The sequence below is a fragment of the Achromobacter sp. 1011791174 genome (assembly GCF_059760925.1).
On sequence record NZ_JCBANH010000048.1, the window covers coordinates 19786 to 44369 of the forward strand.

The following is a 24584-nucleotide window of genomic DNA, read 5'->3' on the forward strand; positions in this document are numbered from 1 at the left end:
GCCGGCTTTCAACCCGCCTGATCCAGGCGGTCGGCAAACCAGTCGCACACGAACGCGGTTCTTTCGGCCGCGTGGTTGTAGATCGTGTGCTCGCCATACTCCCAGACCTTGAGCGTGCCCAGCGCGGGCAGCGCGGCATCCAGGAACGGTTGCTGGTCCGCCAGCTTGATCAGCGGGTCCGCGCCGCCGTGTATCACCAGTAGCGGGCAGCCGATGCGGTCGCGCCGCGCATCGAAGCGCATGCGGACGAAGTTGGCGGCCACGGCATCCAGGTCGGCGCTGCCCAGCATCGCGGCAGCCTGTTCGACGAAAGTGCGGAACGGCAGCAGCGAAGGCGCGGCCAGCGCGCCGTTCACGCAGCAGGCGGCAATGCGCGGATCGGCAGCCGCCGTCGACGCGGCCCACAGGCCGCCCACGCTATTGCCCCAGATGCCGGCGCGGCCCAGCGACGGATCGCCCACGACGCGATCGACAAAGCAGCGATACGCCGCCGCCATGTCCACGTCCACGTGGATACGCTGCTCCAGCCGTGTTTCCCCCTGGCCCGGCCCCTCGGCCAGCAAGGTGGCGAGTCCCCTGGCCGCCAATTGGCGCGCGATCGGCCAATAGGCCATGCCCCAGCCGCTCTGCCCGCCGAATACGATGACCGTGCCGCGCGCGGCGCGCGCGGCGGGGCGGACCAGCCAGCCGATCAGACGCGCGCCGTTGAACGGCAGCTCCACCCGTTCCACCGGCAATTCCGACAGCCCGGCCAGGCGCCGCGTGGCCGCGCTCAGCCGTGCATACAGCTGCCGCTTGCGCGGCGTGTCGTCGTTGTAGGCCATCTGCGCGAACAGCAGGCAGGCGATCGCCTTTTCCTGCGCATCGCGGGCGGTGACGGGATGTCCGGCCCGTTCGGCCTGGCCGGCGCGCGCGAACTGGGCCTCGGCCAAGGCCTCGGCCGCCATGTCCCAGGGCTCGCCCTGCGCCGTGCGCGCGTGCAGCGCGATGGCGTCGGCGTAGTCCATGCCGCAATCGAGCAGCCGGGTCACGGGCATGGCCCGTTGCAAGGCCTGCGCGGCGGCGGATATCTCGGTGCTCATGCTGGCTCCTTCCTTCATGCCGCGCGCGCGTCCGCCGCCGATTGCGTCCGCCCGTCCGCCCGCCAGTGCAGCTGGCGGCGCAGGTCATCGACCAGCGCGCCCAGGTCGTCCAGCGTCGCTACCGACCCGAACACCGCGAAGTCCGGCCGGCTGAGATAGGCCTGGATGCCATGCGCATCCAGGAACGCCTGCTGGTCGCCGTCCAGGTCGACCACCGCGTCGCGACCGGCGCCATCGACCGACAACACCGCGTAACGGCACCCGAGCTGCTCCAGGAAACGCAGCTGGCTCTCATCCAGATGACGGGCCGGATGCTCGCGGGCGACGAGCTGGAAGCCGTAGCCGATCACTTCGTCCAGGCAGCCTTCCGCCGCGCCCTGGCGCACGCGCCCCTGCGGCGCGGGCGCTCCCGTCGCCGCCGCCAGGCCGCCGTCGCGCCCGCGTCCCAGCACGCCGTGCTCGATCCTCGGAAACGGCGGCATCGGCGGCACCTGGCCGGCGCGGAACGCCGCGTCGCGCTGGGCGACCTTGTCGAGGTCGTCCTCGTTGACCACCTGCCCCAGGAACAGGGACATCTGCGTGATCGCGGTCACGTGCGGGCGACGCTCGGCCTCGTAGCTGTCCAGCAAGTCCTCGGAGGCGCGCCCGCTCAAGACCAGGTCCAGTTTCCACGCCAGGTTGATGCCGTCGCGCATGCCGGAACAGGCGCCCTGCCCCATGTACGGCATCATGGTGTGCGCAGCGTCGCCCGCGAGGAACACGCGCCCCTCGCGCCAGCGCTCGGCGATGCGCGTCTCGAAGGTGTAGACCACGTGGCGCAGCAGCTTCAAGTCGTCCGGCCCCAGGCCATAGCGTTCATGCAGCCAGCGCCAGCCGGCGTCCTCCTGTTCCCAATCGGCCGTTTCCTCGCCGGGCAGCACACGCAGCTCGAAACGGGTGCGCCGCGTGCCGATAGGCATGTGCATGTAGGCGCGCGCCGGATCACAGTAGATCGTCGTGAGGGCGCAGGCCGCGCCCAGGTCGCGCTTATTCTCGGAATCCAGGTTGAGCCAGCGCTCGTTGTAGCCGAAGTCGCTGCGCTCGATGCCAAGCGTGCGGCGCACGAAGCTGTTGGCGCCATCGGCGCCGATGACGTAGCGCACGCGGAATTCGCGGGGCGCGTCCGTCCATTGCGCTTCCTGGCCGCCGCGCCGGGGATGAGCGGACAGCGTCACGCCCTGCTCGTCCTGCTTCAGCGTGTCGACTTCCCAGCCGCGCAACACGGTCACGTTCGGGTAGCCCTTGGCGCGCGCCTCGACGGCATCCTCGATGTCGGGCTGGTAGATCGAGATGTGCGCGGGATAGCCGCAGGCCCGCCCGCTCCAGTTCAGTTCCAGCAGCAGATCGCCGGCCGCGTCGCGATAGTGATAGGTGTCGACCGCCTTGGCGCTGCGCAGCGCCCGCTGGATCTCGCCGCTGGCCTGCACGATGCGCGCGGTCTCGCCATCGATATGCGTGAGCCTGGGCAGGCCATAAGGCGTGGGCCAGCGCTCGATGACCATCACGCGATAGCCCGCGCGTCCCAGCATCGAAGCCGCGACCAGGCCGGTGGGCCCGTATCCGACCACCGCCACGTCGTAGCGCGCGGCCTCGTCCGCGCCATGCGCCTCTTGTTCTGACGTCATTTCCGTCTCCTTGATTGTCTGTATTGTTGTCTCCCGCCATTCGCGCGGGATCGTGTTCAGTATTCGCGCGGCGGCGCCCCGTCGAAGGCATCCTGCAGCAGCGCGCGCAACGCGCCGCGCTCGACCGGACGCGGATTCCGATACGGATTCGCGACGGCGAGGTCGGCGGCCCGGTCCAGGTCGGCCATGCGCATGCCGATGTCGGCCAGCGACAGCGGCGCGCCCACGGCGCGCGCAAAGGCGTGCATGCCGCGCGCCGCGTCCTCGGCGCCGAGTGCGCGCGCGATCCGGCGCATCGCCTCGGGCGCGGCGGCCGTGTTGTAGGCCAGCGCATGCGGCAGGATGATGGCGTGCGTCTGCGCATGCGGCAGATTGAAGCTGCCGCCCAGCGTGTGGCAGAGCTTGTGATGCAGCGCCATGCCCACATTGCCCAGCACCGTGCCGCACAGCCAGGCGCCGTACAGCGCGTCGCCGCGCGCGCGCGGATCGGCGGCGTCGCGCCGCAGGCCCGGCAAGCCGCGCGCCAGCGCGGCGATGCCTTCCTCGGCCATCAGGCTCATCACCGGATTGGCATCCACCGCGTACAAGCCCTCGGCCGCGTGCGCCATGGCATTGATGCCGCTGGCCACGGACAGGTCCACCGGCAGGCTCAACGACAGCTGCGGGTCATACAAGACCGTCCGGGGCAGCACGCGCGGATCGGTGCCCGTGCGTTTGAGGCCGTTCTCGGTCACGCCGTAGATCGGCGTCATTTCACTGCCCGCATAGGTGGTCGGGATGGCCAGGATGGGCAGGCTGCTTTCCAGCGCGATCGCCTTGCCCAGCCCGACCGTGGAGCCGCCGCCCACGGCGACGGCGCAGTCCGCGCCGCGCGAGCGGGCGAACTCGCGCGCGTCCCGCGCCACTTCGATCGGCACGTGCATCGCCGCCCGGTCGTAGACGCCGACGGCACGCGCGCCCAACCGCTCGGCGACCGATTCGGCCATGGCGCGCTGCTCCGGCGTGCACAGCACCAGCGCACGCTGCGCGCCCAACGCCTGCACTTCGTCTTCCAGATGGCGCAGGCTGCCCGCGCCGAAGATCACGCGCGCGGGGCGCGCCTGATAGATGAATTCCATGATTCCCCCCGTCACCGCGTGACGTAGTCCACCTGGTGGCGCGCGATCCGCAGGCCCGCCAGTTCCTCGCGCACCCGCGCATGCGCCGGGTGCTCCGCATAGGCGCGCAGCGCCTCGTCCGATTCGAAGTCCGCCACCAGCACCAGGTCGCAGGCATAGTCCACGCCGCTGACGTCGGCGCCGATCTCGACCCGCGTCATGCCCGGAATGCGGCCACGCAGCCCCTCGAAGGCCGCCTGCACGCGCCGGCGCGCCTCGCTCCGCTCGTCGGCGCTGCGGCCCGCCACTTTCCACATCACGACGTGCCGGATCATGCCGACGGCCTTTTGGGGTTCAGCACGAAGTCATAGTCCAGCGTGTAGTACGGCGCGTCCAGGCGCGAGCCGTCCGGCGCCAGGCCCGCGGGATGCCGGACCCAGTCGGCGACCAACGTAGAACGCACGCCGAACACCGCGTCGGATTCCAGATAGGGATCGCCGTCGCGGAACACATGCGTGATCAGCGTCTCGCAGCCCGGCGCCTGGATCATGAAATGCAGATGCGCGGGCCGCCACGGATGCCGGCCCAGCGCGGACAGCAACGCGCCGACCGGACCATCGTGGGGGATCGGATAGGGTTCGGCCAGTATCGAGCGGAAGGCATAGCGCCCTTGCGCGTCCGTGCGCAGCTTGCCGCGCGCGCGGTGCGTGATGCTGCCGTCGGCCGCCGGCGGCGACTGCACGTCATAGTGGCCCTCCTGATCGGCCTGCCAGACTTCCATCAGGGCATGGGCCACGGGCTTTTCGTCCACATCCAGCACCCGGCCGCGCACGAAGCAGGGCTCGCCTGGGGCGCCATTGGCGATGTCCGCGTCGCATGCGTACTCCGGACTGCCCTCGACATAGAACGGGCCGAACACCGTCGCCTCGGTACAGCCCGCCGGCTTGGCATGGTTCTGCGCCGTGACCAGCGTCGACAGGCCGAGCACGTCCGACAGCAGGATGAATTCCTGACGCTGGTCATCGGTGATGTGGCCCACGCCCGTCAGGAAGCCGATGGCAGCCTGCCATTCGGCTTCGCTCAGGCGGACCTCGCGGGCGAAGGAATGCAGATGCTGGACCAGACTTGTGAAGACGGTCCGCAACCGCTCGTCGCGGCAACCGCCGAGTGACGCGATCACGGCCTGCGTGATCGTGTCTTCGTTGAGATTGCGCATAGGGGTAGTCTCCGGATGTAGTTCTGCGATCGGTTGCGATAACATTAATTCCGTCTCGCCAAGGAAAAAAGACAGGTTTGCGGAGTTTTGTTCTCCGCTACGCGGAGAAATCACCAGCATGGACAGATGGGCCCAGATCGAGTTCTTCATCCAGGTCGCGGAACTGGGCAGCCTGTCCAAGGCCGCCGAACGGCTGGGCATGTCCAGCGCGGCGGCCAGCCGATGCCTGAACGCGCTGGAAGAACGCCTGTCGGCGCGGCTGGTCGAGCGCACCACGCGACGCCTGTGGCTGACCGACGTGGGCCGCGAATACCACCGGCGCTGCGTCGCCATCATGGGCGAGATGGCGGAAGCCGACGCCGCCGTCAACGCCGCCACGCTCAATCCCAGCGGCACGCTGCGCGTGACAGCATCCGTGTCCTTCGCCTCGATCTACATCGCGCCCGCGCTGCCGGAATTCCACAAGCGCTATCCGAACCTGGACGTGCAGATCGTGGCCGCGAACCGCTATCCGGATTTCATCGAGGCCGGCATCGACGTGGCCATCCGCACGCGCGAGCATGAAGGCGATTCCAGCATCACCGTGCGCAAGCTGGCCGAGACGCGGCGCGTGCTGGCCGCCTCGCCCGGCTACCTGGCCAAGCGCGGCGCGCCCGCCACGCCGGACGCGCTGTGCCAGCACGACCTGCTGGTCTACAACCTGGCCAACGATCCCTATGTGCTGCATTTCCAGCGCGGCGCGCGGACGCAGTCGGTGCCCATCAAGAGCGTGCTCGACGCCAACGAAGGACAGGTGATCCGCGCGGCGGCGCTGGCCGGGCTGGGCATCCTGATCCAGCCGCTGTACATCATTCACGCCGACATCGTCGCCGGCAAGCTGGTGCCGGTGCTGGCCGACTGGCGCCTGCCCGCGCTCACCATCAACATCGCCTACCAAAGCCGGCGCCATCAGCCGGCGAAGATCCGCGTGTTCACGGAGTTCCTGATGGAACGCTTCGAACGGCTGGGCTTTGCCCGCAAGTGGAACGAGATCGCGCGATAGCGCAGCCCAGCCCCCTGCGCCAACAACTCCTTCGCCACGCGAAGAACTGTTCTTCCCCCACCGGACTTTTTCCGCTCCAGACACACGGCCACCATTGCGTCTGCCGAAAAACGCGGGCTCCGCGCCCGCGCATCGGCAACCACGACAACGCAAAAAAACAACCTGGCCTGGAGACGCCATGACATACCCCATCACGCGCCGGCTCGGCGCCGGCCTGCTCGCCTGCGCGGCCGCCAACCTTGCCCACGCCACCGAGAACGGACAGATCAGCTATCCGGTCGGCGTCAACACGGTGCTCAACGGCCTGCTGCCGCCGCCGGGCGCCACGCAGTTCTTCAATTACTCGATCTATTATTCCGCCGACAGATTCGCCGGTCCGCACGGCGGCAGCGCCGTTCCCGGCTTTCGCCTGGACGTGGTGGCGGAGACGCCGCGCATCGTGCACACCTGGGAGCGTGGCCTGGGGCCCTTCACGATTTCCAGCAGCGCGATCGTCCCGATCCAGCGCGCGCGCCTGTCCACGCCAGCCGGAACGGGAGCCAGGACCGCGCTGGGCGACGTGATACTGGAGCCGTTCATGCTGGGCTATGCCAGTCCTGCAAAAGACTTCCACGCCTTCTTCTCGCCCTCGTTCGCCGTGCCCACCGGCGCCTATTCGTCCAGCCGGATCGCCAATACCGGCCTGAACACATATGCCTTCCTGCCGTACCTGAGCATGAGCTGGTTTCCAAGCCCGCGATGGGAAGTCTCCACCACGACGCTGATCGAAGCCAACACGCGCAACCGCGCGACCGGCTACCAGTCCGGTTCGGTCGCCGTGCTGGACTACCTGGTGGGCTACGCCGTCAGCCCGCGCCTGCAGCTGGGCGTGCAGGGCACATTGCTCAAGCAGTTCACGGACGACAGGAAGGACGGCGTCAAGGTCGGCGCGGACGGCTTTCGCGGCCAGGCGGCGGGCATTGGTCCGCAGCTGCGCTACATGTGGGGTCCGGCGTCCGGCATCGCCGTGAAGTACCAGCATGAATTCGCGGTGCGCAACCGGCCCCAGGGCGGCAAGCTGTGGGTGCAGTTCAGCTTTCCGATCTGAACGACCGGCGACCGCCCCGGCGCAGCATATGGACGTCAGACGTCATGAATTGAAACGAATGCGCAACCCGTCCCGCGAGGCGGGTTGCTAGCATCCCGGCTTTCCGTTCACTTGACGCATTCCGCCCATGAGCATCATTTCGCGTTTCTTCGGCCGCAAGGAACCGGCCGCCGGCCAACCCAACGCCGAACCCGCCGCGCTGGTTTCCAATCCCGATCAGAAGGACGGCATGAGCCTGCAGGTCGCCTTCGCCGGCCCGCTACCGAACCAGGCCGATGTGCTCACGCGCGCGCTGCAGGCCTATCACCCGTCCATGGCCGACGCGCGCGCCGAACTCGATACAGGCGGCGACCATTGGCTGGGCCTGGCGGGCTGGGGCGAGCATGTGGTCCGCATGGTCGGCTTCAACGCGCCGCTGCCCGAGGCCACGGTCGAGGTCTGCGTGGCGCCGGCGCACTACCCCGCCGAGGTCAAGGCCGAGGTGCGCGCGCACGCCAGCCATGTGCTGCTGTACTACACCGGCCACGATGCAGATCCGCTGGAGCAATACGTGGCCGTGGCCGCGGTGGCGGGCGCGCTGGCCGAGGCCGGCGGCGTCGCCGTCATGAACGAGCATGCCCACACGTCGCTGCCGGCCGGCGTGTTCACGCGCGCCTCGCTCGGCGACGAGAGCCTGGAGCTGCTGCGCTCGCTGCCGCTGACCATGCTGTACTGCGGCTTCGTGAAGTACGAGGTGGAAGGCACCGAAGGCGTGTGGATGCGGACCTACGGCGCCGACCGCTTCGGCCTGCCCGACTTCGCCGCGCTGGCCGAGGGGCATCACCAGGGCGAGTTCTACTCGAACATCTTCAACAACATCATGGCCTATCTGCTCCAGAGCGGCGCCGAGATGGACGCCGGCCACACCATGCAGATCGGCGAGAACGCCTACCTGAAACTGCGCGAGCCCGACGAGCCCGAGTACTTCCTGCAAGGGCCGGGCCGCACGCTGGTCGCGGAGATCATCGCCGAGGACCAGATCAACCGGCCGGACGCCTGAACGCGACCGCGCCCGGCCTGCCGCGCCGGCCGGGCGAGCCCGTGTACTATCACCGCCGGATGACTTCAGGATGGACACCGATGGAACTGACCCTGCCCGGCAAGCTGCACAAGGCGCTGGAACGCGAGGCCCAGGATGCCAAGCGCACGCTCCACGCGCACCTGGTCCGCAAGCTCGAGAACGTCACGCCTCCGATCGACACGATCGACCCTCGCCCCCTGCATGCCAACCTGCCGCGCCTGACGGCGTATCTGGACCGCGTGCCCGGCGTGCGCGTGCTGTCCTCCGAAGTCACCCCCGACGCCTACTGGTGGGTCAAGCTCACCATCGACATCGCCGATCCGCTGGCATGGCGCGTGGTGCAGGAACTGGGCTTCGTGCTGAATGACCTGTCGCTGCAGGACAAGCTGCCCACGGTGTTCAAGCCGGTCTCGCCGCCGCCGTATCTCAATGGCGGTCCCGAGGAATGCCTGGCCTGGGTGATCGAATCCAGCTGGAACTACATCGATCCCGGCTGGATCGCCGACACGCTGGAAGGCTATCTGCCCCGCCCGGTGGACCAGCCCGGGTCCTGGTCGGCGCAATAGACGCTGACGGCAGGCGACGCGGCAATCGCGATGAACCAGCTCCTGGCAATGCGCGCCTTCCTGCGCGTGGTGGAAACCGGCACCTTCGGCCATGCCGCGGACCAGCTAGGCGTGCCGCGCTCAACGGTCAGCAAGCTGATCGCCGACCTGGAAGCGCATCTGGGGGTGCAGCTGATGCACCGGACCACGCGCCGGCTTTCCGTCACGGCGGAAGGCCAGGAGTATTACCAATCCGCCGCGCGCCTGGTGGTCGAGCTGGACGCGGCCGACGGCGCGGTGCGAGGCCGCAAGCTCAAGCCGCGCGGCCATGTGCGCATCGACGCGCCGACCTCCTTCGCCAATTGCCTGCTGATACCGGCGCTGCCGGACTTCCATCAGCAGTACCCCGACGTGACACTGGCCATCGGCATCGACGACCGGCCCGTCAACATCGTGGGCGAAGGCGTGGACTGCGCCATCCGCGCGGGCGAGCTGCGCGACCTGGGCCTGGTGGCGCGGCGCATCGCCGAGTTCGGCTATGTGACCTGCGCGTCGCCCGCCTACCTGAACCGCAAGGGCATCCCCGGGTCGCCCGCTGGCCTGGCGCAAGGACATGCGCTGATCGGCCATTTCTCGGCGGCCACCGGCAAGCTGCAGCCGCTGCTGTTCGAACGCGACGGCGAACGCCATGAAGCCGGCGACTGCGCGTTCTCCGTCAACAACGGCGATGGGCTGACGCGCCTGCTGCTGGCAGGCCTGGGCATCGGACAGCACCTGCGCCCCTTCGTGCAGCGCAGCCTGGACGCGGGTGAACTGGTGGAGATCCTGCCCGACTGGACGCGTCCCGCCGCCGCGTTCCATGCGGTCTATCCGCCCAACCGGCATCCCAGCGCGCGGCTGCGCGTCTTCCTCGACTGGCTCGCCAGCCGGTTCGGCTGAGAGGCGCGCTCGCTGCGCGCTCCGCCGGCCGCGCGCACTATCCATGGACGTGGATGATCCTTCCACGGGCGGCGCTTTTTCCGCATGGGCGGGGCCGATAGAGTGGGCGAACGGTGCCTGTGCGCCGCCCACCCGATACGGAACCTCCATGAACGACAACGCCCAGCCCGCCGCCCGCGCCAGGAAACCCCGGCCGGCGGTGTTTTCCATCGCCGTCAGCAGCTTCAGCCTGGTCAGCGCGGAGTTCCTGCCCGTGGGCCTGCTCAACGCGATGGCCACCGACCTGGGCATCTCCGTCGGCACGGCGGGCCTGCTGGTGGCGGCGTCCGGCCTGCTGGCGGCGATATCGGCGCCCACCCTGACCATCCTGGCGGGGCAGCGCGACCGCCGGCAGGTGCTGCTCGCGCTCAGCCTGCTGCTGACCCTGTCGAACCTGCTGTCCATGACGGCCACGGGCCTGCCGGCCATGCTGGCCGCGCGCGTGCTGCTCGGCATCGCGGTGGGCGGCTTCTGGAGCCTGGGCGCCAGCACGGCCAACCGACTGGCGCCGGCCGGATCGGAAGCCCGAGCCACATCGGTGGTCTACGCCGGCATCTCGGTCGGCATCGTGCTCGGCGTGCCGCTGGGCACGCTGATCGGCCAGGAACAGGGCTGGCGCAATGCGTTCGCGGCCGCCAGCGTCGTCTCGGCGCTGGCCTATGCGGTCCAGTATGTCAGCCTGCCCACCGTGACGCAGGCGACGCGCATCAGCGCCCGCCAGCTGTTCCGCCTGGCGGCGCGGCCGGCGATCATGCAGGCGCTGCTCATCACCGTGCTGGCCAAGGGCACGCAGTTCGCGACCTACACCTACGTCGAACCCTATCTGTCCGACGTGACGGCCGCGAGCGGCTATTTCATTACCCTGGCCCTGCTGGTGTATGGCGGCGCCGGCGTCATCGGCAGCCTGCTGGGCGGCATGGGCGCCGACCGTACGCTGCGCGGCACGCTGGCCGTGGTGCTGGCCGCCGCGACCTCGGCGCTCGCGCTGCTCTGCGTGGCCGGTTCGTCCTCCGCCGTGGCGCTGTTCTGCCTGCTGGTCTGGGGCGCGGCGTTCGGCGCCCTGCCGCTATGCCTGCAGCTGTGGATCATGCGGCTGGCGGGCGACGAGCTGGAAGGCGGCGCGGCCCTGTTCGTGACCTGCGTGCAGAGTTCGATCGCGATCGGTTCCGCCCTGGGCGGCCAGCTGGTCAATCACTACGGCGCGGCCGCGGACATGGGCGCCGGCGCGGCGCTGTTCCTGGCGTCGCTGGCGTTCGCCTGGCGCGCCATGGCCGCGCCCGCCATGCGCGGCCGCGTCCCCGCCGGCGCGGACTGATCAGGCCGGCGCGCCGTCTATTCCTTCCGCCTGGCCAGGCGCCAGCGCATCAGGTCATCCGCGCCGGGGCCGGCCTCCACCCTCAGATCCTGGTAGGGCACCGGCGCGCCGCTGCCCTCGTCCACCAATCCCAGCCGCACGCGCCCGCCGGTCTGCGCGCTGACGATGCACAGCGGCGGCTCCTCGGACTCCTGCGCCCGCCATTTGTCGCCGACCTGGACCAGCGCCTGCAGCACCAGCGCCACGTCCAGGCCCTTGGCCGTGGGCAGGTATTCGTAGCGTTCCGGCGCGCTCTGGTACAGCGAGCGCTCGATCAGGCCGTTCTGCTCCAGCAGCTTCAAACGGTCGGCCAGCGTGGCGTTGGTGATGCCGGTGGACCGGCGCAGATCGTCGTAGCGCCGCAGGCCCAGCACCAGATCCCGCAGGACCAGCATGGCCCAGCGGTCGCCCACGGCGTCCAGCACCATGGCGATGGAGCAGGCCATGCCTTCAAAACTCTTGGCGCGCATCGTTTTCCCTTCATGTCGTATGGCAATCGCCGCCAGTATCGCAACCGCGCTGGAATCGCTCAAGTGCCTGGCGGCAGGTCGTCACTTTACAACTTCAATAATTGAAGTCAATAATTGTACTTAAAACCTCGCCACCACGATTCAAAGGAGATCCCCATGAACATCGAAGCAGGCACCGCGCTGGTGACCGGCGCCTCGTCCGGCATCGGCGCCGCCTACGCCCGCCAACTGGCGGCGCGCGGCCATGACCTGATCCTGAGCGCGCGCCGCCAGGACCGCCTCGACGCGCTGGCGCAGCAGCTGCGCGCGGCCCATGGATGCAAGGTCGAGGCCTGGCCCGCCGATCTCGCCAACCCGCAAGACCTGCTCCGGCTGGAAGAGGCGCTGTCGACCAGGGAAGACATCGCCATGCTGGTGAACTGCGCCGGCCTGGGCGCGCTGGGACCGGGCGCGACGGCCGACACGGATGCCGTCGACCGGATGGTCAAGGTGAACGTGCTGGCGCTGACCCGGCTGTCCCTGGCGGCCGCCCGCGCCTTCGCGCGGCGCCAGCGCGGCGTCATCGTCAATATCGGTTCGATACTGGCCCTGATGCCGGTGCCCGGCGCGTCCGGCTACAGCGCCTCCAAGGCCTATGTGCTGAATTTCAGCCGCGCGCTGCAGGCCGAGCTGGAGCCGGCCGGCGTCACCGTGCAGGCGGTGATGCCCGGCATGGTCCGCTCCGAGTTCTTCGGCGGCAAGCCCGCGCCCTTTCCCGACCACCTGTTCATGGAGGCCGACACGCTGGTCGCCACGGCGCTGCGCGCGCTCGACCAGGGCGAGCGGGTCTGCTTTCCCACCCTGTCCGATCCGGCCGGCTGGAGCGGCCTGGAAGCGGCGCGCGGCGCGCTGGTCAAGGCGCTGACACACAGCGGCGAGCCGGCCGCGCGCTACGGCGTGGCCTCGGCCTGACGTTCCCATCCCCCAACCACACCCGCAGGAGCATCCCCATGCCGCTCTGGAAAATCTACCACCCCGAAAACGCCTTCTCCGACGACGACAAGCAGGCTATCGCCGAACGCGTCACCGCCCTCTACACCGACCTGCCGAAGTTCTATGTCGGCCTGGTGTTCCAGCCCGTGCCCAAGGCGTCCTTTTTCATCGGCGGGCAACGCGCCGACGATTTCGTGCGCATCTCGGTCGACCATATCGCCCGGCAGATACACGAGGACGAGATAAAACGGCGCTTCCTGGGCGCCGTGGGCAGGCTGCTGGCGCCCTATATCGCCGAGCGCGGACTGCGCTGGGAAATCCACATCGACGAGACGCCGTTCAGCCTGTGGACCATCCAGGACCAGCGCCCGCCCGTGCCCGGCACGCCCGAGAGCGAGCGATGGCGCGAGCAGAACCGGCCTGTCCCGGCATAAGCGAAGCGCTCACAGCCCCAGGCGCAAGTCGGGAAAAACGCGGCGCAGCAGCGCCGCGACGCGGACGCCCCGCTTTCCCCGCCTGTATTCGAGCCACGGCGAACCCGCGCGCGGACCTATACTCAAGCGCAGCCCTGCGCGGTCCTCGGCGCTCCCGGCCCAAGCCGGCGCCGGTTTGGATCCGCGGGCCCGGCCTCAACGCGGGAGGACAGCGTGAAACGCGACGACAAAGCCTGGAATGCCAGCCATCCGATCACGGCAATGCCGACCGGCGGCGACCGCTCCCTTCCCGTCCTGCAAGCCATCGCGCGCGGCGTGGCGGACCTGCGCATCCCGGCGTCGACGGACTGGCCCGCCGCCCAACAACATCTGACGGACCTGGACGGGCAATGGAAACTCTCCGCCGTGCTGGTGGCGATCGTGGCGCGGCGCGAGCCGACCATCCTGCTCACCAAGCGTTCGTCGGGCCTGAGCGAATACTCATCCCATGTCAGCTTCCCCGGCGGACGCCCGATGGCATCCGACGGCAGCGTGGGCGAGACCGCGCTGCGCGAGGCATTCGAGGAAATCCGCCTGGCCCCCGATGCGGTCCGGCTGCTGGGCTGCCTGCCCTTGCACCGGACCCGCAAGCGCAATCACGCCATCTTCCCGGTGATCGGCATCGTGCCCGACACGGCCGCCTGGGAAGCGGCTCCCGCCGAAGTCGCGGAGATCTTCGAATTCCCGTTCAGCGCGCTGCTGGATCCCGCGCTGCCCCGGCAGTATGCCGACGGAGAGCGCTCAGGCGCCTGGTACTGGGCGGGGCAGCAGCAGGACATCTGGGGCGTCACCGCCGTCATGCTGAAATCGCTGGCGGCGCTCGCGCTGGCCGAAAAGCACGGCGGCCAGCGCGGCGACTGACCATCACGCCAATCCGATCTGTTGCCATGCGACGCGCAAGCGGAATACACTGCGCCATATGATTGCAATTGCAATCATTAAACACTCCGTCGTCGCGCGCAACCAGCGTCCCGACGGCACACCGTCCGATCCAGATCCAACGCCATGCGTTTATTGCATATCGTCTCTTCCCCGCGCGGCCCGCAGTCCGCCTCCATCGCGATCGCCCATGCATTCCTGGACGCCTGCGCCCAAACGCACGCCACGCTCGAAATCGATACGCTCAACGTCTGGGAAGAGGACCTTCCCGAATTCGACAGCCGCACCATTGGCGCGAAGTACAAGCGCGTGTCCGGGACGCCGCTGGACGCGGACGAGGCGTCGGCCTGGGAGCGGATCGAGTCGCTGGCGCGGCGTTTCCAGCAGACAGACCGGATCGTGCTGGGCGTGCCGATGTGGAACTTCGGCTTTCCGTACAAGCTCAAGCAGCTGATCGACCTGGCGAGCCAGCGCAACATGCTGTTCACGTTCGACGGCCAGTCCTATGGGCCCCTGCTGAACATTCCGCGGGCCTTGCTCGTCTGCGCTCGCGGCCAAAGCCATGATCCCAGCGCGGGCGCCGGCAGCCCCGGCTTCGAGCACCAGGCCGCCTATCTGGAGTTCTGGCTGAAGTTCATCGGCGTGGGCGAGGTCCGCCGTGTCATGGCCGAACACACCTGGGACGCCGGCGCGCCGCAAGCCATCGAGCGGGCCAAGGCGCAGGCGGTCGAAATGGCCCGGGATTTCTAGCGCCGCCGGCGCTCACCTGGGCTTGCCCAACAATCCGCCGCGCCGCGCGACCAGCGTGGCCTGGGTCCGGTTGACCACGCCCAGCGTCGCCAGGATGGCGGTGACGTGGGTCTTCACGGTCTTCTCGGTCATGCTGAGGCGTTCGGAGATCTCGCGGTTGCGCAGGCCGTCGCACATCAGCCGCAACACCTCGCCCTGGCGCGGCGTCAAGGCGCTGAGCAGGGCCATGTCGTCCACCGGCGCCGGCATCGGCGCGGGCGGCTTGCGCGGCGCCGCCGCCGGCGCCAGGTCGGCGCGTGGCGGCTGGCCGATCTGCTCCAGCGCGTCCAGCAGCGCGCGGCAGTCGGCCGATTTGTGCAGAAAGCCCTGCGCCCCCGCCACCATGACCCGCTCGCGGTCGTCGGGATCCTCGGACGCGCTCAGCACCAGTACGCGGATGCCCGGGCGCAACTGCTTCAGGCGCTTGAGCAGCGCGCTGCCGCCCAGGTCGGGCAGGTAGTAGTCCATGATCACGCTGCCGATCTGCGGCTGCGCCTGCAGGACCGCGAGCGCCTCCGCGCCGTTGGACGCCGGATGGACCGTGACGCCGGGCAGCGCCTGCGAGAGGCTCAGCAGCAAGGCTTCGCGGAACATGGCGTGGTCGTCGATCAGGAGTACTGCGGTCATGGAAAGGAATCCTCGGAATCTGTCTGCCGTGGCCGATGCAGCAACGCGGTCACATGCGCGCGCAAGTCCTCGACCTCCACCGGCTTGTGCAGCAGGGGGATGTTTCTGTCGGCCGCCTCGATCAGGCGGCCCGGATCGGTGTCGCCGCTGACCAGCAGCGCGGGAATCGGCGGATCGCTGTATTCCTCGCGCAGCCGCTCGATCACATGTATGCCGGTTTCGTGTTCGCGCAGACGGTAGTCGCTGATGATCAGGGCGGGCCGCTCGGGCTCGTGCACCACCTTGGCAAACAAGGCGTCGCCGCTGGCGGCGCCCACGACGCGGTAGCCCCAGCTTTCCAGCAGCAAGGTCAGGCCGGCCAGGTTCTGCGCATCGTCGTCGACCACCAGCACCATCCGCCCGCGCCCGTGGTCCGGGATCGCGTCGCCGGCGGCGGGCGCTGGCGGCGCGGGCTCGGGCGCCGGCGGCGTCGCGGCCAGCGCCTCCTCGGCGGAGCGCGTCTCCAGGCCCAGCGAGAACAGGGTGCCGCGCCCCTCCTGCGATGCCAGGACCAGCGGATGGTCCAGCAGCGCGGCGGTGCGCCGCACGATGGCCAGCCCCAGTCCCAGCCCCTTGCTGCGATCCCGCTCCGGGTTGTTCAGCTGGTGGAACTCCCAGAACACCCGCTCCTGTTCGGACGGCGGGATGCCCGGCCCGGTATCGCAGACCAGGATGCGCACGCCGCCGCGCCGATGCCGGCAGCCGACCAGCACGCCGCCGCGCCGGGTATGCGCGATGGCGTTGCTGATGAGATTGCGCAGGATGCGCTCCAGCAGCACCGGATCCGAATTCACCACCGCCTTGCTGGGCCTGACCCGCAGCGACAAGCCTTTCTGCACCGCCTGCGGCGCATACTCGGCCCGCAACTGCTCCAGCAGCGGATTGAGCGGGAACCACTTGCGCCGGGGCTCGATCACGCCGGCGTCCAGCCTGGAGATATTGAGCAAGGCATCGAACAGATGTCCCATCGCCGCCGTCGCGCTGGCGATGTTGTCCACCAGGTAGCGGCCATGCGCGGTGAGTTTCTCGTTGGTCAGCAGGCCCAGGAACAGGCTGACCGCGTGCACGGGCTGGCGCAGGTCATGGCTGGCGGCGGCCAGGAAGCGCGATTTTTCCAGGTTGCTGCGCTCGGCCGCCTCCTTCTCGCGCCGCACCTGCTCCAGCAGCGCCAGGTTCTCGTAGCCCAGCCGCAGGGCGTCCAGGTGCGTGCGATGCATGTGGTGCGTGAACGCCAGCGTGGAGGCCACATAGGCGACTCCGCTCGCCACCATGGCGATGTGCAGCGGCGAAGGCTGCGCCGCCAGCGCGATGAAGGGCGGCGCGAGCGCCGGGATCTCGAAGGCGTAGACGACCGGCAGGACGATGTAGTTGGAATAGATCGCCCCCGTGCCCAGCCCGATCAGGATCACGATGCAGAACAGCTGGTACTCGACGGGCAGGAAGAAACTCCAGTAGGCGATCGGTGGCCCCCACAGCATGCCCGAGGCGAGATTGCCCAGGAACATCCGGCGCAGCCAGCGTTCGGCCGCGTCCGGCCGCGCCTGATGGCGATCGTAGGCCAGCATGGCGGCGCAGCGCAGGGCGGCCACCAGCAGCATCACAGCGATCCATGGCACCAACTCGCGGTCCGGCAGGATGCCATACAGGGCATAGGCGCTGAAACAGGCGACGATGACCGAGCCCGACAGGGCAAAGGGGAAGCTGCGGCGCAGCACGGCCACCTGCACCGCCCGGACGCGCGAACCGTCGGGAAACGCAGCGGCCAGGGTTTCGGAAGTTGGATCCATGAACGAGGGCGGCGCGAGCCTGTGAGGATCCCGGACGCGACCCCGTTCGGGAAAATAGGGGAAAGGCAACGGCGATGGCCACGGCGGCTGCCGGGCTGGGGATGCGCGGAAAAATTTAGCAATTGCCAACCAGCGGGTCAATAATCCGGACACGGCGCCAGCCTCCCGTCGTACATGCGTGCAACCCCTCCGCGCCCGCGACGGGAGGACAAATCCGCATGCCATACAGGTAACAGGCGGCGGCGGGCCGCGCATCGGACTTTGGTCTTAGGCCGCCACGGGCGGCCGGGCGCAAACAGGCTACATTCCCAGGACAAGCGCGGCGCCCGAGGGCAGCCCGCGATCCTCCGACGCGCCGCCTGGCGCGCCGGACCGACTCAACGAGGGGCATCTTGTCTATCAGTGCAACCACGGCGCCCGCCGCCGAGCTTTCCCCGCGCGAGCAGCGCGGCAATATCGCCCGCCTGACCATCGCCCAGGCGCTGGCCGGCGCCAATGCCGTCGTGGTCTACGCCACCGGCTCCATCGTGGGCAACATGCTGGCGCCGGACAAGGCCCTGGCCACCCTGCCCCTGTCCATCTTCGTGGTCGGCATGGCCGCCTGCATCCTGCCGGCGGGCGCCATCGCCCGGCGCCATGGCCGCCGCGCCGCCTTCCTGGCCGGCACCGGCTGCGGCGTGCTGGTCGGCCTATTGGCCGCCCTCGCCGTGGTCCTGGGATCGTTCTGGCTGTTCTGCCTGGGAACCTTCTTCGGCGGCGCCTACGCGGCCGTGGTGCTGTCGTTCCGCTTCGCCGCCGCCGACGGCGTGTCGCCCGCGCGGCGCGCCCGCGCCCTGTCCTTCGTCATGGGCGGCGGCGTGCTGGCCGGCGTGGTCGGGCCGCAGCTGGTCACGCACACCATGTACCTGTGGCCCGCTCACATGTTCGCCGCCACCTTCATCGTGCAGGCGGCGGTCGCGGCGGCGTCGGCGCTGGTGCTGCTGGGCGTGCGCCTGCCCATGCCCGGCCCGGCCGAAGCCGCCGGCGGCCGGCCGCTGGCCGTCATCGCGCGCCAGCCGCGCTTCGTCACCGCGGTGGTCTGCGGCGCCGTCTCCTACCTGCTGATGAACTTCCTGATGACGGCCGCCCCGCTGGCGATGCATCTTTGCGGCCACTCCCAGGAAGACGCGAACCTGGGCCTGCAATGGCACGTGATCGCCATGTACGCCCCGAGCTTCTTCACGGGCCGGCTGATCATGCGCTTCGGCGCCGGCCGCATGGTCAGCGTCGGCCTGGCGCTGACCGGGATCTCGGCGGCGATCGGCCTGATGGGCCTGGACGTGGCGCATTTCTGGGTCACCCTGGTGCTGCTGGGCGTGGGCTGGAACTTCGGCTTCGTGGGCGCATCGGCCCTGGTGCTGGAATGCCATCGCCCCGAGGAAAGGACCAAGGTGCAGTCGCTGAACGACTTCATCATCTTCGGCATCATGGCGGTCGGCTCGTTCGCGTCGGGCGGCCTGCTGGCCGCCTACGACTGGCGCACGGTGCTGTGGGTCTCGTTCATTCCGCTGGCGCTGGCGGTCATCGCGCTGGCCAGGAGCGCCGCGTACACGCGGCGTGCGGCGTGACGCCATGGCGCGCCTGTCACCCCAAAAGATCCCGCCAGGCCGGCTGACATGCCTGATGGCGGCCGCGCTCTGCGCCGTCCCGGTCCTGGCGGCCGAACGCGTCGACATTCCCGACTATGAAGCCCGGGCCGGCGCGCAATACCGCTACCGCGTCCAGAAGACGACCGAGACGGACATGTCATCCTGGCCGGGCGCGCCGGTCGCCGCGCCGGTGGTCATGCGCGGGGATTTCCTGCTGTCGGCGACCGTGCTGACACGGGATGAGACCGGGCTGCGGATGCGCTGGGACCTGTCCGCCGACCTGCCCGCCGATGCCACGGGCGGCGCCGGCGCCTATCCGCTCAATGCCCTGTACGGCGGCACCTTGGCCGCCTATGGCCTGCGCCAGCTGGAGATCGACACCGATCCGACCGGCACGCCCACGGCCGTGCCCGGCGCCGACGCGATCATCGCCACGCTGGAACGGACCCTGGCCGCGACCGGACCGGGCGGAGCCGTCGCGCCGCCGGACAGCGCCGCCCGGCGCGCGCTGGCAACGATCAAGGCCAACCCGCTGGCCATCGTCGGCGTGCTGGCGCCCGAAAGCGCGACGCTCGCGCTGGCGCAATCCTCGCAGGCCTCGGCCTTCGCCATCGGCCAGGAGTGGACCGTGCCGGGCAGCGAAGACATCCGGGGCGTTCGCATCGCCACCGCCACGACATGGCGGCTGGACGCCTACGACCCGGCCAGCCGGCGCGCTACCTTCAGCGCGCGCCTGGCCTATGACCAGGACGCCTTCCGCCAATCGCAGCGCGCCACGATCGACGCCATGGTCGCTACCCTGGGCGAACGGGCGAAATCGCTGACGGACGCGCAATGGGCCCGCATCCGCGACGCAGAAAAGCAGCGCGCCATGCGCTTCGTGATCTCGACCCGAGATGGCGCGACCGTCGAGGCCCTGGAAAACATGACGATCAGCGTGGGCGGCATGACGATGACGTCGGCCTGGCACATCTGGCGCGATGACCAGCCGCCGCTACTGCCCGCGCCGCCCGCCTGGAGCGCCGCCGCGCCGGACGGCCAGGGGCCCGACGCGCAACCGGCGACAGGCCGATAAGCTCGCCGCGAACGCCGGAGGCGACCGCTCAGGCGTCCGGCTCGCGCTCGGGCGCGGCGTCGCCCTTGAGCTTGGCGTGCTCATGCAGGGCCTCGCTGTCCAGAATGGTCAGCCCGCCATAGCGCGTCTGCAGCACGCCGCCGCGCGCCAGCCGCGTGAGCGCGGCGTTGCAGCGCTGGCGCGAGACGCCGCACAGGCTGGCGATTTCCTCCTGCGATATCTTCAACCGCCCATTGGTGCCCGAATGCGACTCCGCCGCCAGCTGCGCGGCGACGGCCCGCGCCACCATGGTGTCCACGTCCAGCAGCACGTTGCCGCTGTAGCTGGCCATCAGCCAGTCCACCCGCTGCGCCAGGTGCATCATGAGCGCCTGGGTGAACGCGATGTTGTGGTTCCACAGCCGTTCGCAGATATCGCGCGGCAGGATCACCACGCGGCTCGGCCGCAGGGCGACCACTTCGTAATCGAAAGGCGCGGCGCGCAGCATGGTGGCCTCGCCGAACCAGCTGCCGGTGCTGAAACCCGCCAGCGACAGGGTCTTGCCGTCGATGCCGGGCGAGGACCATTTCACCAGCCCGTCGACCACGCCGTACCAGCCGGGCGAGCGCGCGCCCATGCGGAACAGGTACTCGCCCTTGCGCAGCGACACCAGCCGCAGGCCGGCGCGAATCTCGGCGCGCTCCGGCGCCGGCAGGCCGTTGTACCAGGGCACCACGTCCAGCATCCGGTCCACCGCGCCCTGCGCCTGCCGCCCGCGCGCGCTCGACGGTCCTTCCCCTGTACTCGCAGGCGCTGTGCGCATGGTGTCCTCATTGCCGGCTGCGTGGCCGCGTCCAGGTAAACCCTAGGATTCTTTGTCACCATGGTGACTGTCCGCGCGACAGACCCGGCCACAGAATAAGAGAGCCCATCGGGTCAAAAAACATAAGAGGAGACTGGAATGTTGTCAATGTCGCGCGCCTTGTCCGCCGCCCTGTGCGGCGCCGCCTTGTCCGTCGGTTCCGGCGCCGCCCAGGCGCAGTTCTCGGACGACGTCATCCGGATCGGTTTCATCACCGACCTGTCGGGCGTGTACTCGGGCCCCGACGGCCCAGGCGGCGTCGAGGCCATCCGCATGGCCATCGAGGAAATGGGCGGCTCGATCGACGGCCGAAAGATCGAGCTGATCACCGCCGACCACCAGAACAAGGCCGACATCGCCTCGGCCAAGGCGCGCGAGTGGTTCGACCAGAAGGGCCTGGACATGCTGATCGGCGGCACCAACTCCAGCGCCGCGCTGGCCATGTCGCGCGTGGCCGCCGACAAGAAGAAACCGATTATCGTGGTCGGCGCCGGCGCGCCGGCGCTGACCAACGAGCAGTGCACGCCCTATACGCTGAACTATGCCTACGACACCGTGGCGCTGGCGCGCGGCACCGGCGACGCGGTGGTCAAGGCCGGCGGCAAGAGCTGGTACTTCCTGACGGCCGACTACGCCTTCGGCGCGGCGCTGCAGGCCGACACCACCAGCGTGGTGCAGGCCGGCGGCGGCAAGGTGCTGGGCTCGGTCAAGCATCCGCTGTCGTCCAGCGACTTCTCCTCTTTCCTGCTGCAGGCGCAAAGCAGCAAGGCCGAGATCCTGGCCCTGGCCAACGCCGGCGCCGACGCCACCAACGCGATCAAGGCGGCCAACGAATTCGGCCTGACCAAGACCATGAAGCTGGCCGGCCTGATCATGTTCATCAACGACATCCACGCCATGGGCCTGCCGGCCACGCAGGGCATGTACCTGACCGACAGCTGGTACTGGAACAGCTCGGACGCCGCCCGCGCCTGGAGCCGCGAATTCTTCAAGCGGCACAAGAGCATGCCCTCGTCGCTGCAGGCCGCCGACTATTCCGCCGCGCTGCAATACCTGCGCGCCGTCAAGGCCACCGGCACCGACGACGCCGACAAGGTGCTGGCCTATCTGCGCGCCAACAAGCTCAACGACCTGTACCTGAAGGACGGCGTGGTGCGCCCGGACGGGCGCGTGGTCCACGACATGTACCTGCTTCAGGTCAAGACGCCGGAACAGTCCAAGGAACCCTGGGACTACTTCAACGTGGTGCAGACCATCGACGGCAACGAAGCCTTCACCAAGCAATCGGAAAGTCGCTGCGCGCTGTGGAAATAAGCCGCGCCCGACACTCAAGAGACCAGCCATGGCAAAACGCAAAGTGATCGTGACCATCGCCCCCACCGGGGGCATGGCCTTCAAGAGCCAGAACCCCCACCTGCCCACCCAGCCGGCCGAAATCGCCGAAGACGTCTACCGCTGCTACAACGCCGGCGCCAGCGTGGTCGCGCTACACGCGCGCCGGCCCGACGACCAGGCCACCTGCGACGCGGCCATCTACCGCGACATGAACCAGCGCATCCGCGAGCGCTGCGACATCGTGCTGAACAATTCCACCGGCGGCGGCGTGCATGGCGACATGATCCGCGAGACCTCGCCCGGCAACTGGGAGATCGCCTGGGAGGAACGGCTCAAGGGCATGGACGCCGGCGCCGAGATGTGCACGCTGGACGCCACCACGCTGAACCTGGCCTTCGGCGACCGCGAATACCTGATGAACACGCCGCTGAGCAAGGCGCGCGAGCTGGCCGCCGGCATGAAGGCGCGTGGCATCAAGCCCGAGTGGGAGGTGTTCAGCCCCACCCACATCATCCAGGACGCCACCACGCTGATCGAAGAAGGGCTGGACGACGGCCCGCCCTTCATCAACCTGGTCATGAACGTGCACCGCAACTTCCAGAACGCCATGCCCTTCTCGCCGCGCCACCTGCAGATGATGGTGGACCTGCTGCCCAAGAACAGCGTGTTCTGCGTCAGCGGCATCGGCCCGTCGCAGCTGGAGGCCAATATCAGCGCGCTGCTGCTGGGCGGCCACGCCCGCGTCGGCCTGGAAGACAACCTGTACTACCGCCACGGCGAACTGGCCACCAATGTGCAGCTGACCGAGCGCATCGTGCGCATCATCCGCGAGCTGGACATGGAGCCGGCCACGCCGGCGGAAGCGCGCCAGATCATGGGCCTGCCGCGCACGGACGGCCCCCGGCCCGAGTTCGCCGCTTGAGCGCGCCCCGCCACACGCAACCTGAGATTCCCATGAGCCTATCCCTGCAAGACAAGCACATCCTCGTCACCGCCGGCGCCAACGGCATCGGCCTGGCGATCGTGCGCAAGTTCCTGGCGTCCGGCGCCCGCGTGCATGCCTGCGACGTGGACGCCGACGCCTGCCGCGCCCTGGCCGGCAGCCATCCGAACCTGAGCGTGAGCGTGGCCGACGTGTCGTCCGAAGCGCAGGTGCTGGACCTGTACCGCGACCTGGCCGAAAGATGGGGCAGGCTCGACGCGCTGGTCAACAACGCCGGCGTGGCCGGCCCCACCAGCCGGCTGGAGGACACCACGCTGGACGCCTGGCGCCAGACGCTGGAAGTCAACCTGACCGGCGCCTTCCTGTGCGCGCGCGGCGCGGTGCCGCTGCTGCGCGCGGCCGGCGGCGGCGCCATCATCAATATCTCGTCGGTGGCGGGCCGGCTCGGCTTCTCGCTGCGCACGCCGTACAGCGCCAGCAAGTTCGGGCTGGCCGGCCTGACGCAGACCTGGGCCATGGAGCTGGGCCCGTCCAACATCCGCGTCAATTCCGTGCTGCCCGGCGTGGTGGCCGGCGAGCGGGTCGAGCGCGTCATCGCCGCGCGCGCCGCCGCCGGCGGCGTCAGCAACGACGCGATGCGCGCGCAGCTGGTGTCCAGCGTGTCGCTGCGCCGCATGACGCAGCCCGAGGACGTGGCCAACCAGGTCGCCTTCCTGTGCTCGGACGAAGGCGCGATGATCAGCGGCCAGAGCATCTCGGTCTGCGGCAACGTGGAGCATCTGGGCTAGCGGCTGTCCCGCAGAGACACCCGCACGAAATTCCCCCTGGCCGCCCGGGACGACCCATCGACGCCTTGCCCGGCGCCGGCGACGCGCTTCGGTGCGTCAGAACCGCCAGCGCAGGTCCAGCGAGCCCGTGTGCTGGCGGCTGCCGCCGCCGAACTCGCCGGCGTAGCTCAATCCCGCCGTCAGGTTGCGGACCACCACCAGGTCCGCCCCCAGCTCCACCCGCGCCGCGTCGCGCGCGATCGGCGCGCCCGCCACGCTGAATGCCGGCCCCTGGTCGAAGGCCAGCGTGGCCGAGGGCCGCAGGCCGCCAAACGCATGACGCCAACCCAGCATGCCGCGCAATGCGATGGCAGTGCCCTCGGGCTGCCACTGGCCGCGCACGCCCGCCAGGCTGGTGGTCAGGCGCTGCTTCTGCGCCTGGCCCGACAGCGCCGCCGAGCCGCCCGATTCATTGAACCCCCGCACACGCAGATCGCTCCAGGCCAGGCCCGCGAACGGCTCGACCGCCACCGCATCGCCCAGCTTCATCGCATAACCCGTCTCGGCGAAGAGCTGCGTGGTGCTGGCGTGGTAGCCGGCGGTCAGCTTCTGGTCCAGGCTGCCGTAGCGCACCTGCCGGCGCGAATCGATGTCGTGCCAGCTGTAGGCGCCGCCGAACGTGAGGTTCAGCGTGCCCGCGCCCAGCGCATAGCCCTTGCCGCCGTATAGCGTAGCCGTGTAGCTGCCGATCTTGGCGCTGGCGGCGCGGTCCCGCGCGCTCAGGCGGGCATCGGTGTAGCCGAACGCGCCGCCCAGGCGCCAGCCGCCGCCCAC

The 24584-nt window shown here is 69.4% G+C and carries 25 protein-coding genes; 15 read left to right on the forward strand and 10 right to left on the reverse strand.

Annotation, left to right across the window (positions count from 1 at the left end; translation table 11 throughout):
- Window positions 1–8 precede the first annotated feature (8 nt).
- Genes AC6LJ5_RS17340 through AC6LJ5_RS17360 form a run of 5 tightly spaced genes read right to left on the reverse strand, consistent with a single transcriptional unit; the run spans window position 9 to window position 5059 of the window.
- The gene (locus tag AC6LJ5_RS17340; protein ID WP_498141124.1) at window positions 9–1082 is read right to left on the reverse strand and encodes an alpha/beta hydrolase family protein; all 1074 of its coding nucleotides are present in this window, start codon (window positions 1080–1082) and stop codon (window positions 9–11) included.
- A gap of 14 nt (window positions 1083–1096) precedes the next feature.
- Complete coding sequence (gene mhpA / locus AC6LJ5_RS17345; protein ID WP_103276120.1) at window positions 1097–2746, reverse strand: bifunctional 3-(3-hydroxy-phenyl)propionate/3-hydroxycinnamic acid hydroxylase MhpA; 1650 nt, start codon at window positions 2744–2746, stop codon at window positions 1097–1099.
- A 56-nt stretch (window positions 2747–2802) separates the two neighbouring features.
- Window positions 2803–3864 carry a maleylacetate reductase gene (locus AC6LJ5_RS17350; protein ID WP_498141125.1) on the reverse strand — a complete coding sequence of 354 codons (1062 nt, stop codon included), beginning with the start codon at window positions 3862–3864 and terminating at the stop codon, window positions 2803–2805.
- An 11-nt stretch (window positions 3865–3875) separates the two neighbouring features.
- Complete coding sequence (locus AC6LJ5_RS17355) at window positions 3876–4178, reverse strand: Dabb family protein (protein ID WP_103276122.1); 303 nt, start codon at window positions 4176–4178, stop codon at window positions 3876–3878.
- Window positions 4175–5059, reverse strand: coding sequence for an intradiol ring-cleavage dioxygenase (locus AC6LJ5_RS17360; protein WP_498141126.1), 885 nt, complete (start codon window positions 5057–5059; stop codon window positions 4175–4177). Before AC6LJ5_RS17360 ends, AC6LJ5_RS17355 begins: the two co-directional genes overlap by 4 nt.
- A 118-nt stretch (window positions 5060–5177) precedes the next feature.
- Here AC6LJ5_RS17360 and AC6LJ5_RS17365 point away from each other — a divergent pair, with 118 nt between their 5' ends.
- The 6 genes from AC6LJ5_RS17365 (at window position 5178) to AC6LJ5_RS17390 (ending at window position 11086) form a co-directional block, all read left to right on the forward strand.
- Entirely contained in the window at window positions 5178–6101 is a 924-nt protein-coding gene (locus AC6LJ5_RS17365) for a LysR family transcriptional regulator (protein WP_103276124.1), read from the forward strand.
- A gap of 178 nt (window positions 6102–6279) precedes the next feature.
- Window positions 6280–7188 (forward strand): SphA family protein, encoded by a 909-nt coding sequence (locus AC6LJ5_RS17370; RefSeq protein WP_498141127.1) that lies wholly within the window; start codon window positions 6280–6282, stop codon window positions 7186–7188.
- Window positions 7189–7315: 127 nt separating this feature from the next.
- Window positions 7316–8227, forward strand: coding sequence for a DUF4261 domain-containing protein (locus AC6LJ5_RS17375; protein ID WP_498141128.1), 912 nt, complete (start codon window positions 7316–7318; stop codon window positions 8225–8227).
- An 80-nt stretch (window positions 8228–8307) separates the two neighbouring features.
- Window positions 8308–8814: a hypothetical protein gene (locus AC6LJ5_RS17380; RefSeq protein ID WP_498141129.1), complete on the forward strand. Its 507-nt coding sequence runs from the start codon at window positions 8308–8310 to the stop codon at window positions 8812–8814.
- A gap of 30 nt (window positions 8815–8844) precedes the next feature.
- Window positions 8845–9732, forward strand: a complete 888-nt coding sequence (locus AC6LJ5_RS17385) for a LysR family transcriptional regulator (RefSeq protein WP_103276128.1) — start codon at window positions 8845–8847, stop codon at window positions 9730–9732.
- A gap of 148 nt (window positions 9733–9880) precedes the next feature.
- Window positions 9881–11086, forward strand: a complete 1206-nt coding sequence (locus AC6LJ5_RS17390; protein ID WP_498141130.1) for an MFS transporter — start codon at window positions 9881–9883, stop codon at window positions 11084–11086.
- 17 nt (window positions 11087–11103) lie between these two features.
- Here AC6LJ5_RS17390 and AC6LJ5_RS17395 read toward each other — a convergent pair whose 3' ends face one another.
- Window positions 11104–11595, reverse strand: coding sequence for a winged helix-turn-helix transcriptional regulator (locus AC6LJ5_RS17395; protein ID WP_103276130.1), 492 nt, complete (start codon window positions 11593–11595; stop codon window positions 11104–11106).
- 156 nt (window positions 11596–11751) lie between these two features.
- On the opposite strand from AC6LJ5_RS17395, the gene AC6LJ5_RS17400 reads away from it, so the two are divergent.
- The 4 genes from AC6LJ5_RS17400 (at window position 11752) to AC6LJ5_RS17415 (ending at window position 14669) form a co-directional block, all read left to right on the forward strand.
- Window positions 11752–12546, forward strand: coding sequence for an SDR family NAD(P)-dependent oxidoreductase (locus AC6LJ5_RS17400; RefSeq protein WP_498141131.1), 795 nt, complete (start codon window positions 11752–11754; stop codon window positions 12544–12546).
- Window positions 12547–12584: 38 nt separating this feature from the next.
- Window positions 12585–13001, forward strand: a complete 417-nt coding sequence (locus AC6LJ5_RS17405; protein WP_103276132.1) for a tautomerase family protein — start codon at window positions 12585–12587, stop codon at window positions 12999–13001.
- 213 nt (window positions 13002–13214) lie between these two features.
- On the forward strand, window positions 13215–13901 hold the full coding sequence (locus AC6LJ5_RS17410) for an NUDIX hydrolase (protein ID WP_498141132.1): 687 nt from the start codon (window positions 13215–13217) through the stop codon (window positions 13899–13901).
- Window positions 13902–14045: 144 nt separating this feature from the next.
- Window positions 14046–14669 (forward strand): FMN-dependent NADH-azoreductase, encoded by a 624-nt coding sequence (locus AC6LJ5_RS17415; RefSeq protein WP_498141133.1) that lies wholly within the window; start codon window positions 14046–14048, stop codon window positions 14667–14669.
- 12 nt (window positions 14670–14681) lie between these two features.
- Here AC6LJ5_RS17415 and AC6LJ5_RS17420 read toward each other — a convergent pair whose 3' ends face one another.
- Both AC6LJ5_RS17420 and AC6LJ5_RS17425 read right to left on the reverse strand, forming a co-directional pair.
- Entirely contained in the window at window positions 14682–15335 is a 654-nt protein-coding gene (locus AC6LJ5_RS17420) for a response regulator transcription factor (RefSeq protein ID WP_498141134.1), read from the reverse strand.
- Window positions 15332–17161 carry an ATP-binding response regulator gene (locus AC6LJ5_RS17425; RefSeq protein WP_498141135.1) on the reverse strand — a complete coding sequence of 610 codons (1830 nt, stop codon included), beginning with the start codon at window positions 17159–17161 and terminating at the stop codon, window positions 15332–15334. The genes AC6LJ5_RS17420 and AC6LJ5_RS17425 overlap by 4 nt, the downstream gene beginning before the upstream one ends.
- A gap of 389 nt (window positions 17162–17550) precedes the next feature.
- Here AC6LJ5_RS17425 and AC6LJ5_RS17430 point away from each other — a divergent pair, with 389 nt between their 5' ends.
- Both AC6LJ5_RS17430 and AC6LJ5_RS17435 read left to right on the forward strand, forming a co-directional pair.
- Complete coding sequence (locus AC6LJ5_RS17430) at window positions 17551–18768, forward strand: MFS transporter (RefSeq protein WP_498141140.1); 1218 nt, start codon at window positions 17551–17553, stop codon at window positions 18766–18768.
- 55 nt (window positions 18769–18823) lie between these two features.
- Window positions 18824–19864: a hypothetical protein gene (locus tag AC6LJ5_RS17435; RefSeq protein WP_498141136.1), complete on the forward strand. Its 1041-nt coding sequence runs from the start codon at window positions 18824–18826 to the stop codon at window positions 19862–19864.
- A gap of 28 nt (window positions 19865–19892) precedes the next feature.
- On the opposite strand, the gene AC6LJ5_RS17440 is transcribed toward AC6LJ5_RS17435, so the two are convergent.
- Window positions 19893–20666, reverse strand: coding sequence for a Crp/Fnr family transcriptional regulator (locus AC6LJ5_RS17440; protein ID WP_498141137.1), 774 nt, complete (start codon window positions 20664–20666; stop codon window positions 19893–19895).
- Between the two features lie 147 nt (window positions 20667–20813).
- On the opposite strand from AC6LJ5_RS17440, the gene AC6LJ5_RS17445 reads away from it, so the two are divergent.
- The 3 genes from AC6LJ5_RS17445 to AC6LJ5_RS17455 are packed head-to-tail and all read left to right on the forward strand — an operon-like array spanning window position 20814 to window position 23771.
- Window positions 20814–22019 carry an ABC transporter substrate-binding protein gene (locus AC6LJ5_RS17445; protein WP_498141141.1) on the forward strand — a complete coding sequence of 402 codons (1206 nt, stop codon included), beginning with the start codon at window positions 20814–20816 and terminating at the stop codon, window positions 22017–22019.
- A gap of 28 nt (window positions 22020–22047) precedes the next feature.
- Window positions 22048–22962: a beta-keto acid cleavage family enzyme gene (locus AC6LJ5_RS17450; RefSeq protein ID WP_392412072.1), complete on the forward strand. Its 915-nt coding sequence runs from the start codon at window positions 22048–22050 to the stop codon at window positions 22960–22962.
- A gap of 32 nt (window positions 22963–22994) precedes the next feature.
- Window positions 22995–23771 (forward strand): SDR family oxidoreductase, encoded by a 777-nt coding sequence (locus AC6LJ5_RS17455; RefSeq protein ID WP_498141138.1) that lies wholly within the window; start codon window positions 22995–22997, stop codon window positions 23769–23771.
- A 96-nt stretch (window positions 23772–23867) separates the two neighbouring features.
- Here the strand turns inward: AC6LJ5_RS17455 and AC6LJ5_RS17460 are convergent.
- A partial coding sequence (locus AC6LJ5_RS17460; RefSeq protein ID WP_498141139.1) for an autotransporter outer membrane beta-barrel domain-containing protein occupies window positions 23868–24584 on the reverse strand: 717 nt, incomplete at its 5' end.

Excerpts from the sequence above, each read along its gene's own strand:
- AC6LJ5_RS17340 (WP_498141124.1), bottom strand. The coding sequence starts at position 1,082 with ATGAGCACCGAGATATCCGCCGCCGCGCAGGCCTTGCAACGGGCCATG.
- mhpA (WP_103276120.1), bottom strand. The coding sequence starts at position 2,746 with ATGACGTCAGAACAAGAGGCGCATGGCGCGGACGAGGCCGCGCGCTAC.
- AC6LJ5_RS17350 (WP_498141125.1), bottom strand. The coding sequence starts at position 3,864 with ATGGAATTCATCTATCAGGCGCGCCCCGCGCGCGTGATCTTCGGCGCG.
- AC6LJ5_RS17355 (WP_103276122.1), bottom strand. The coding sequence starts at position 4,178 with ATGATCCGGCACGTCGTGATGTGGAAAGTGGCGGGCCGCAGCGCCGAC.
- AC6LJ5_RS17360 (WP_498141126.1), bottom strand. The coding sequence starts at position 5,059 with ATGCGCAATCTCAACGAAGACACGATCACGCAGGCCGTGATCGCGTCA.
- AC6LJ5_RS17365 (WP_103276124.1), top strand. The coding sequence starts at position 5,178 with ATGGACAGATGGGCCCAGATCGAGTTCTTCATCCAGGTCGCGGAACTG.
- AC6LJ5_RS17370 (WP_498141127.1), top strand. The coding sequence starts at position 6,280 with ATGACATACCCCATCACGCGCCGGCTCGGCGCCGGCCTGCTCGCCTGC.
- AC6LJ5_RS17375 (WP_498141128.1), top strand. The coding sequence starts at position 7,316 with ATGAGCATCATTTCGCGTTTCTTCGGCCGCAAGGAACCGGCCGCCGGC.
- AC6LJ5_RS17380 (WP_498141129.1), top strand. The coding sequence starts at position 8,308 with ATGGAACTGACCCTGCCCGGCAAGCTGCACAAGGCGCTGGAACGCGAG.
- AC6LJ5_RS17385 (WP_103276128.1), top strand. The coding sequence starts at position 8,845 with ATGAACCAGCTCCTGGCAATGCGCGCCTTCCTGCGCGTGGTGGAAACC.
- AC6LJ5_RS17390 (WP_498141130.1), top strand. The coding sequence starts at position 9,881 with ATGAACGACAACGCCCAGCCCGCCGCCCGCGCCAGGAAACCCCGGCCG.
- AC6LJ5_RS17395 (WP_103276130.1), bottom strand. The coding sequence starts at position 11,595 with ATGCGCGCCAAGAGTTTTGAAGGCATGGCCTGCTCCATCGCCATGGTG.
- AC6LJ5_RS17400 (WP_498141131.1), top strand. The coding sequence starts at position 11,752 with ATGAACATCGAAGCAGGCACCGCGCTGGTGACCGGCGCCTCGTCCGGC.
- AC6LJ5_RS17405 (WP_103276132.1), top strand. The coding sequence starts at position 12,585 with ATGCCGCTCTGGAAAATCTACCACCCCGAAAACGCCTTCTCCGACGAC.
- AC6LJ5_RS17415 (WP_498141133.1), top strand. The coding sequence starts at position 14,046 with ATGCGTTTATTGCATATCGTCTCTTCCCCGCGCGGCCCGCAGTCCGCC.
- AC6LJ5_RS17420 (WP_498141134.1), bottom strand. The coding sequence starts at position 15,335 with ATGACCGCAGTACTCCTGATCGACGACCACGCCATGTTCCGCGAAGCC.
- AC6LJ5_RS17425 (WP_498141135.1), bottom strand. The coding sequence starts at position 17,161 with ATGGATCCAACTTCCGAAACCCTGGCCGCTGCGTTTCCCGACGGTTCG.
- AC6LJ5_RS17435 (WP_498141136.1), top strand. The coding sequence starts at position 18,824 with ATGGCGGCCGCGCTCTGCGCCGTCCCGGTCCTGGCGGCCGAACGCGTC.
- AC6LJ5_RS17440 (WP_498141137.1), bottom strand. The coding sequence starts at position 20,666 with ATGCGCACAGCGCCTGCGAGTACAGGGGAAGGACCGTCGAGCGCGCGC.
- AC6LJ5_RS17445 (WP_498141141.1), top strand. The coding sequence starts at position 20,814 with ATGTCGCGCGCCTTGTCCGCCGCCCTGTGCGGCGCCGCCTTGTCCGTC.
- AC6LJ5_RS17450 (WP_392412072.1), top strand. The coding sequence starts at position 22,048 with ATGGCAAAACGCAAAGTGATCGTGACCATCGCCCCCACCGGGGGCATG.
- AC6LJ5_RS17455 (WP_498141138.1), top strand. The coding sequence starts at position 22,995 with ATGAGCCTATCCCTGCAAGACAAGCACATCCTCGTCACCGCCGGCGCC.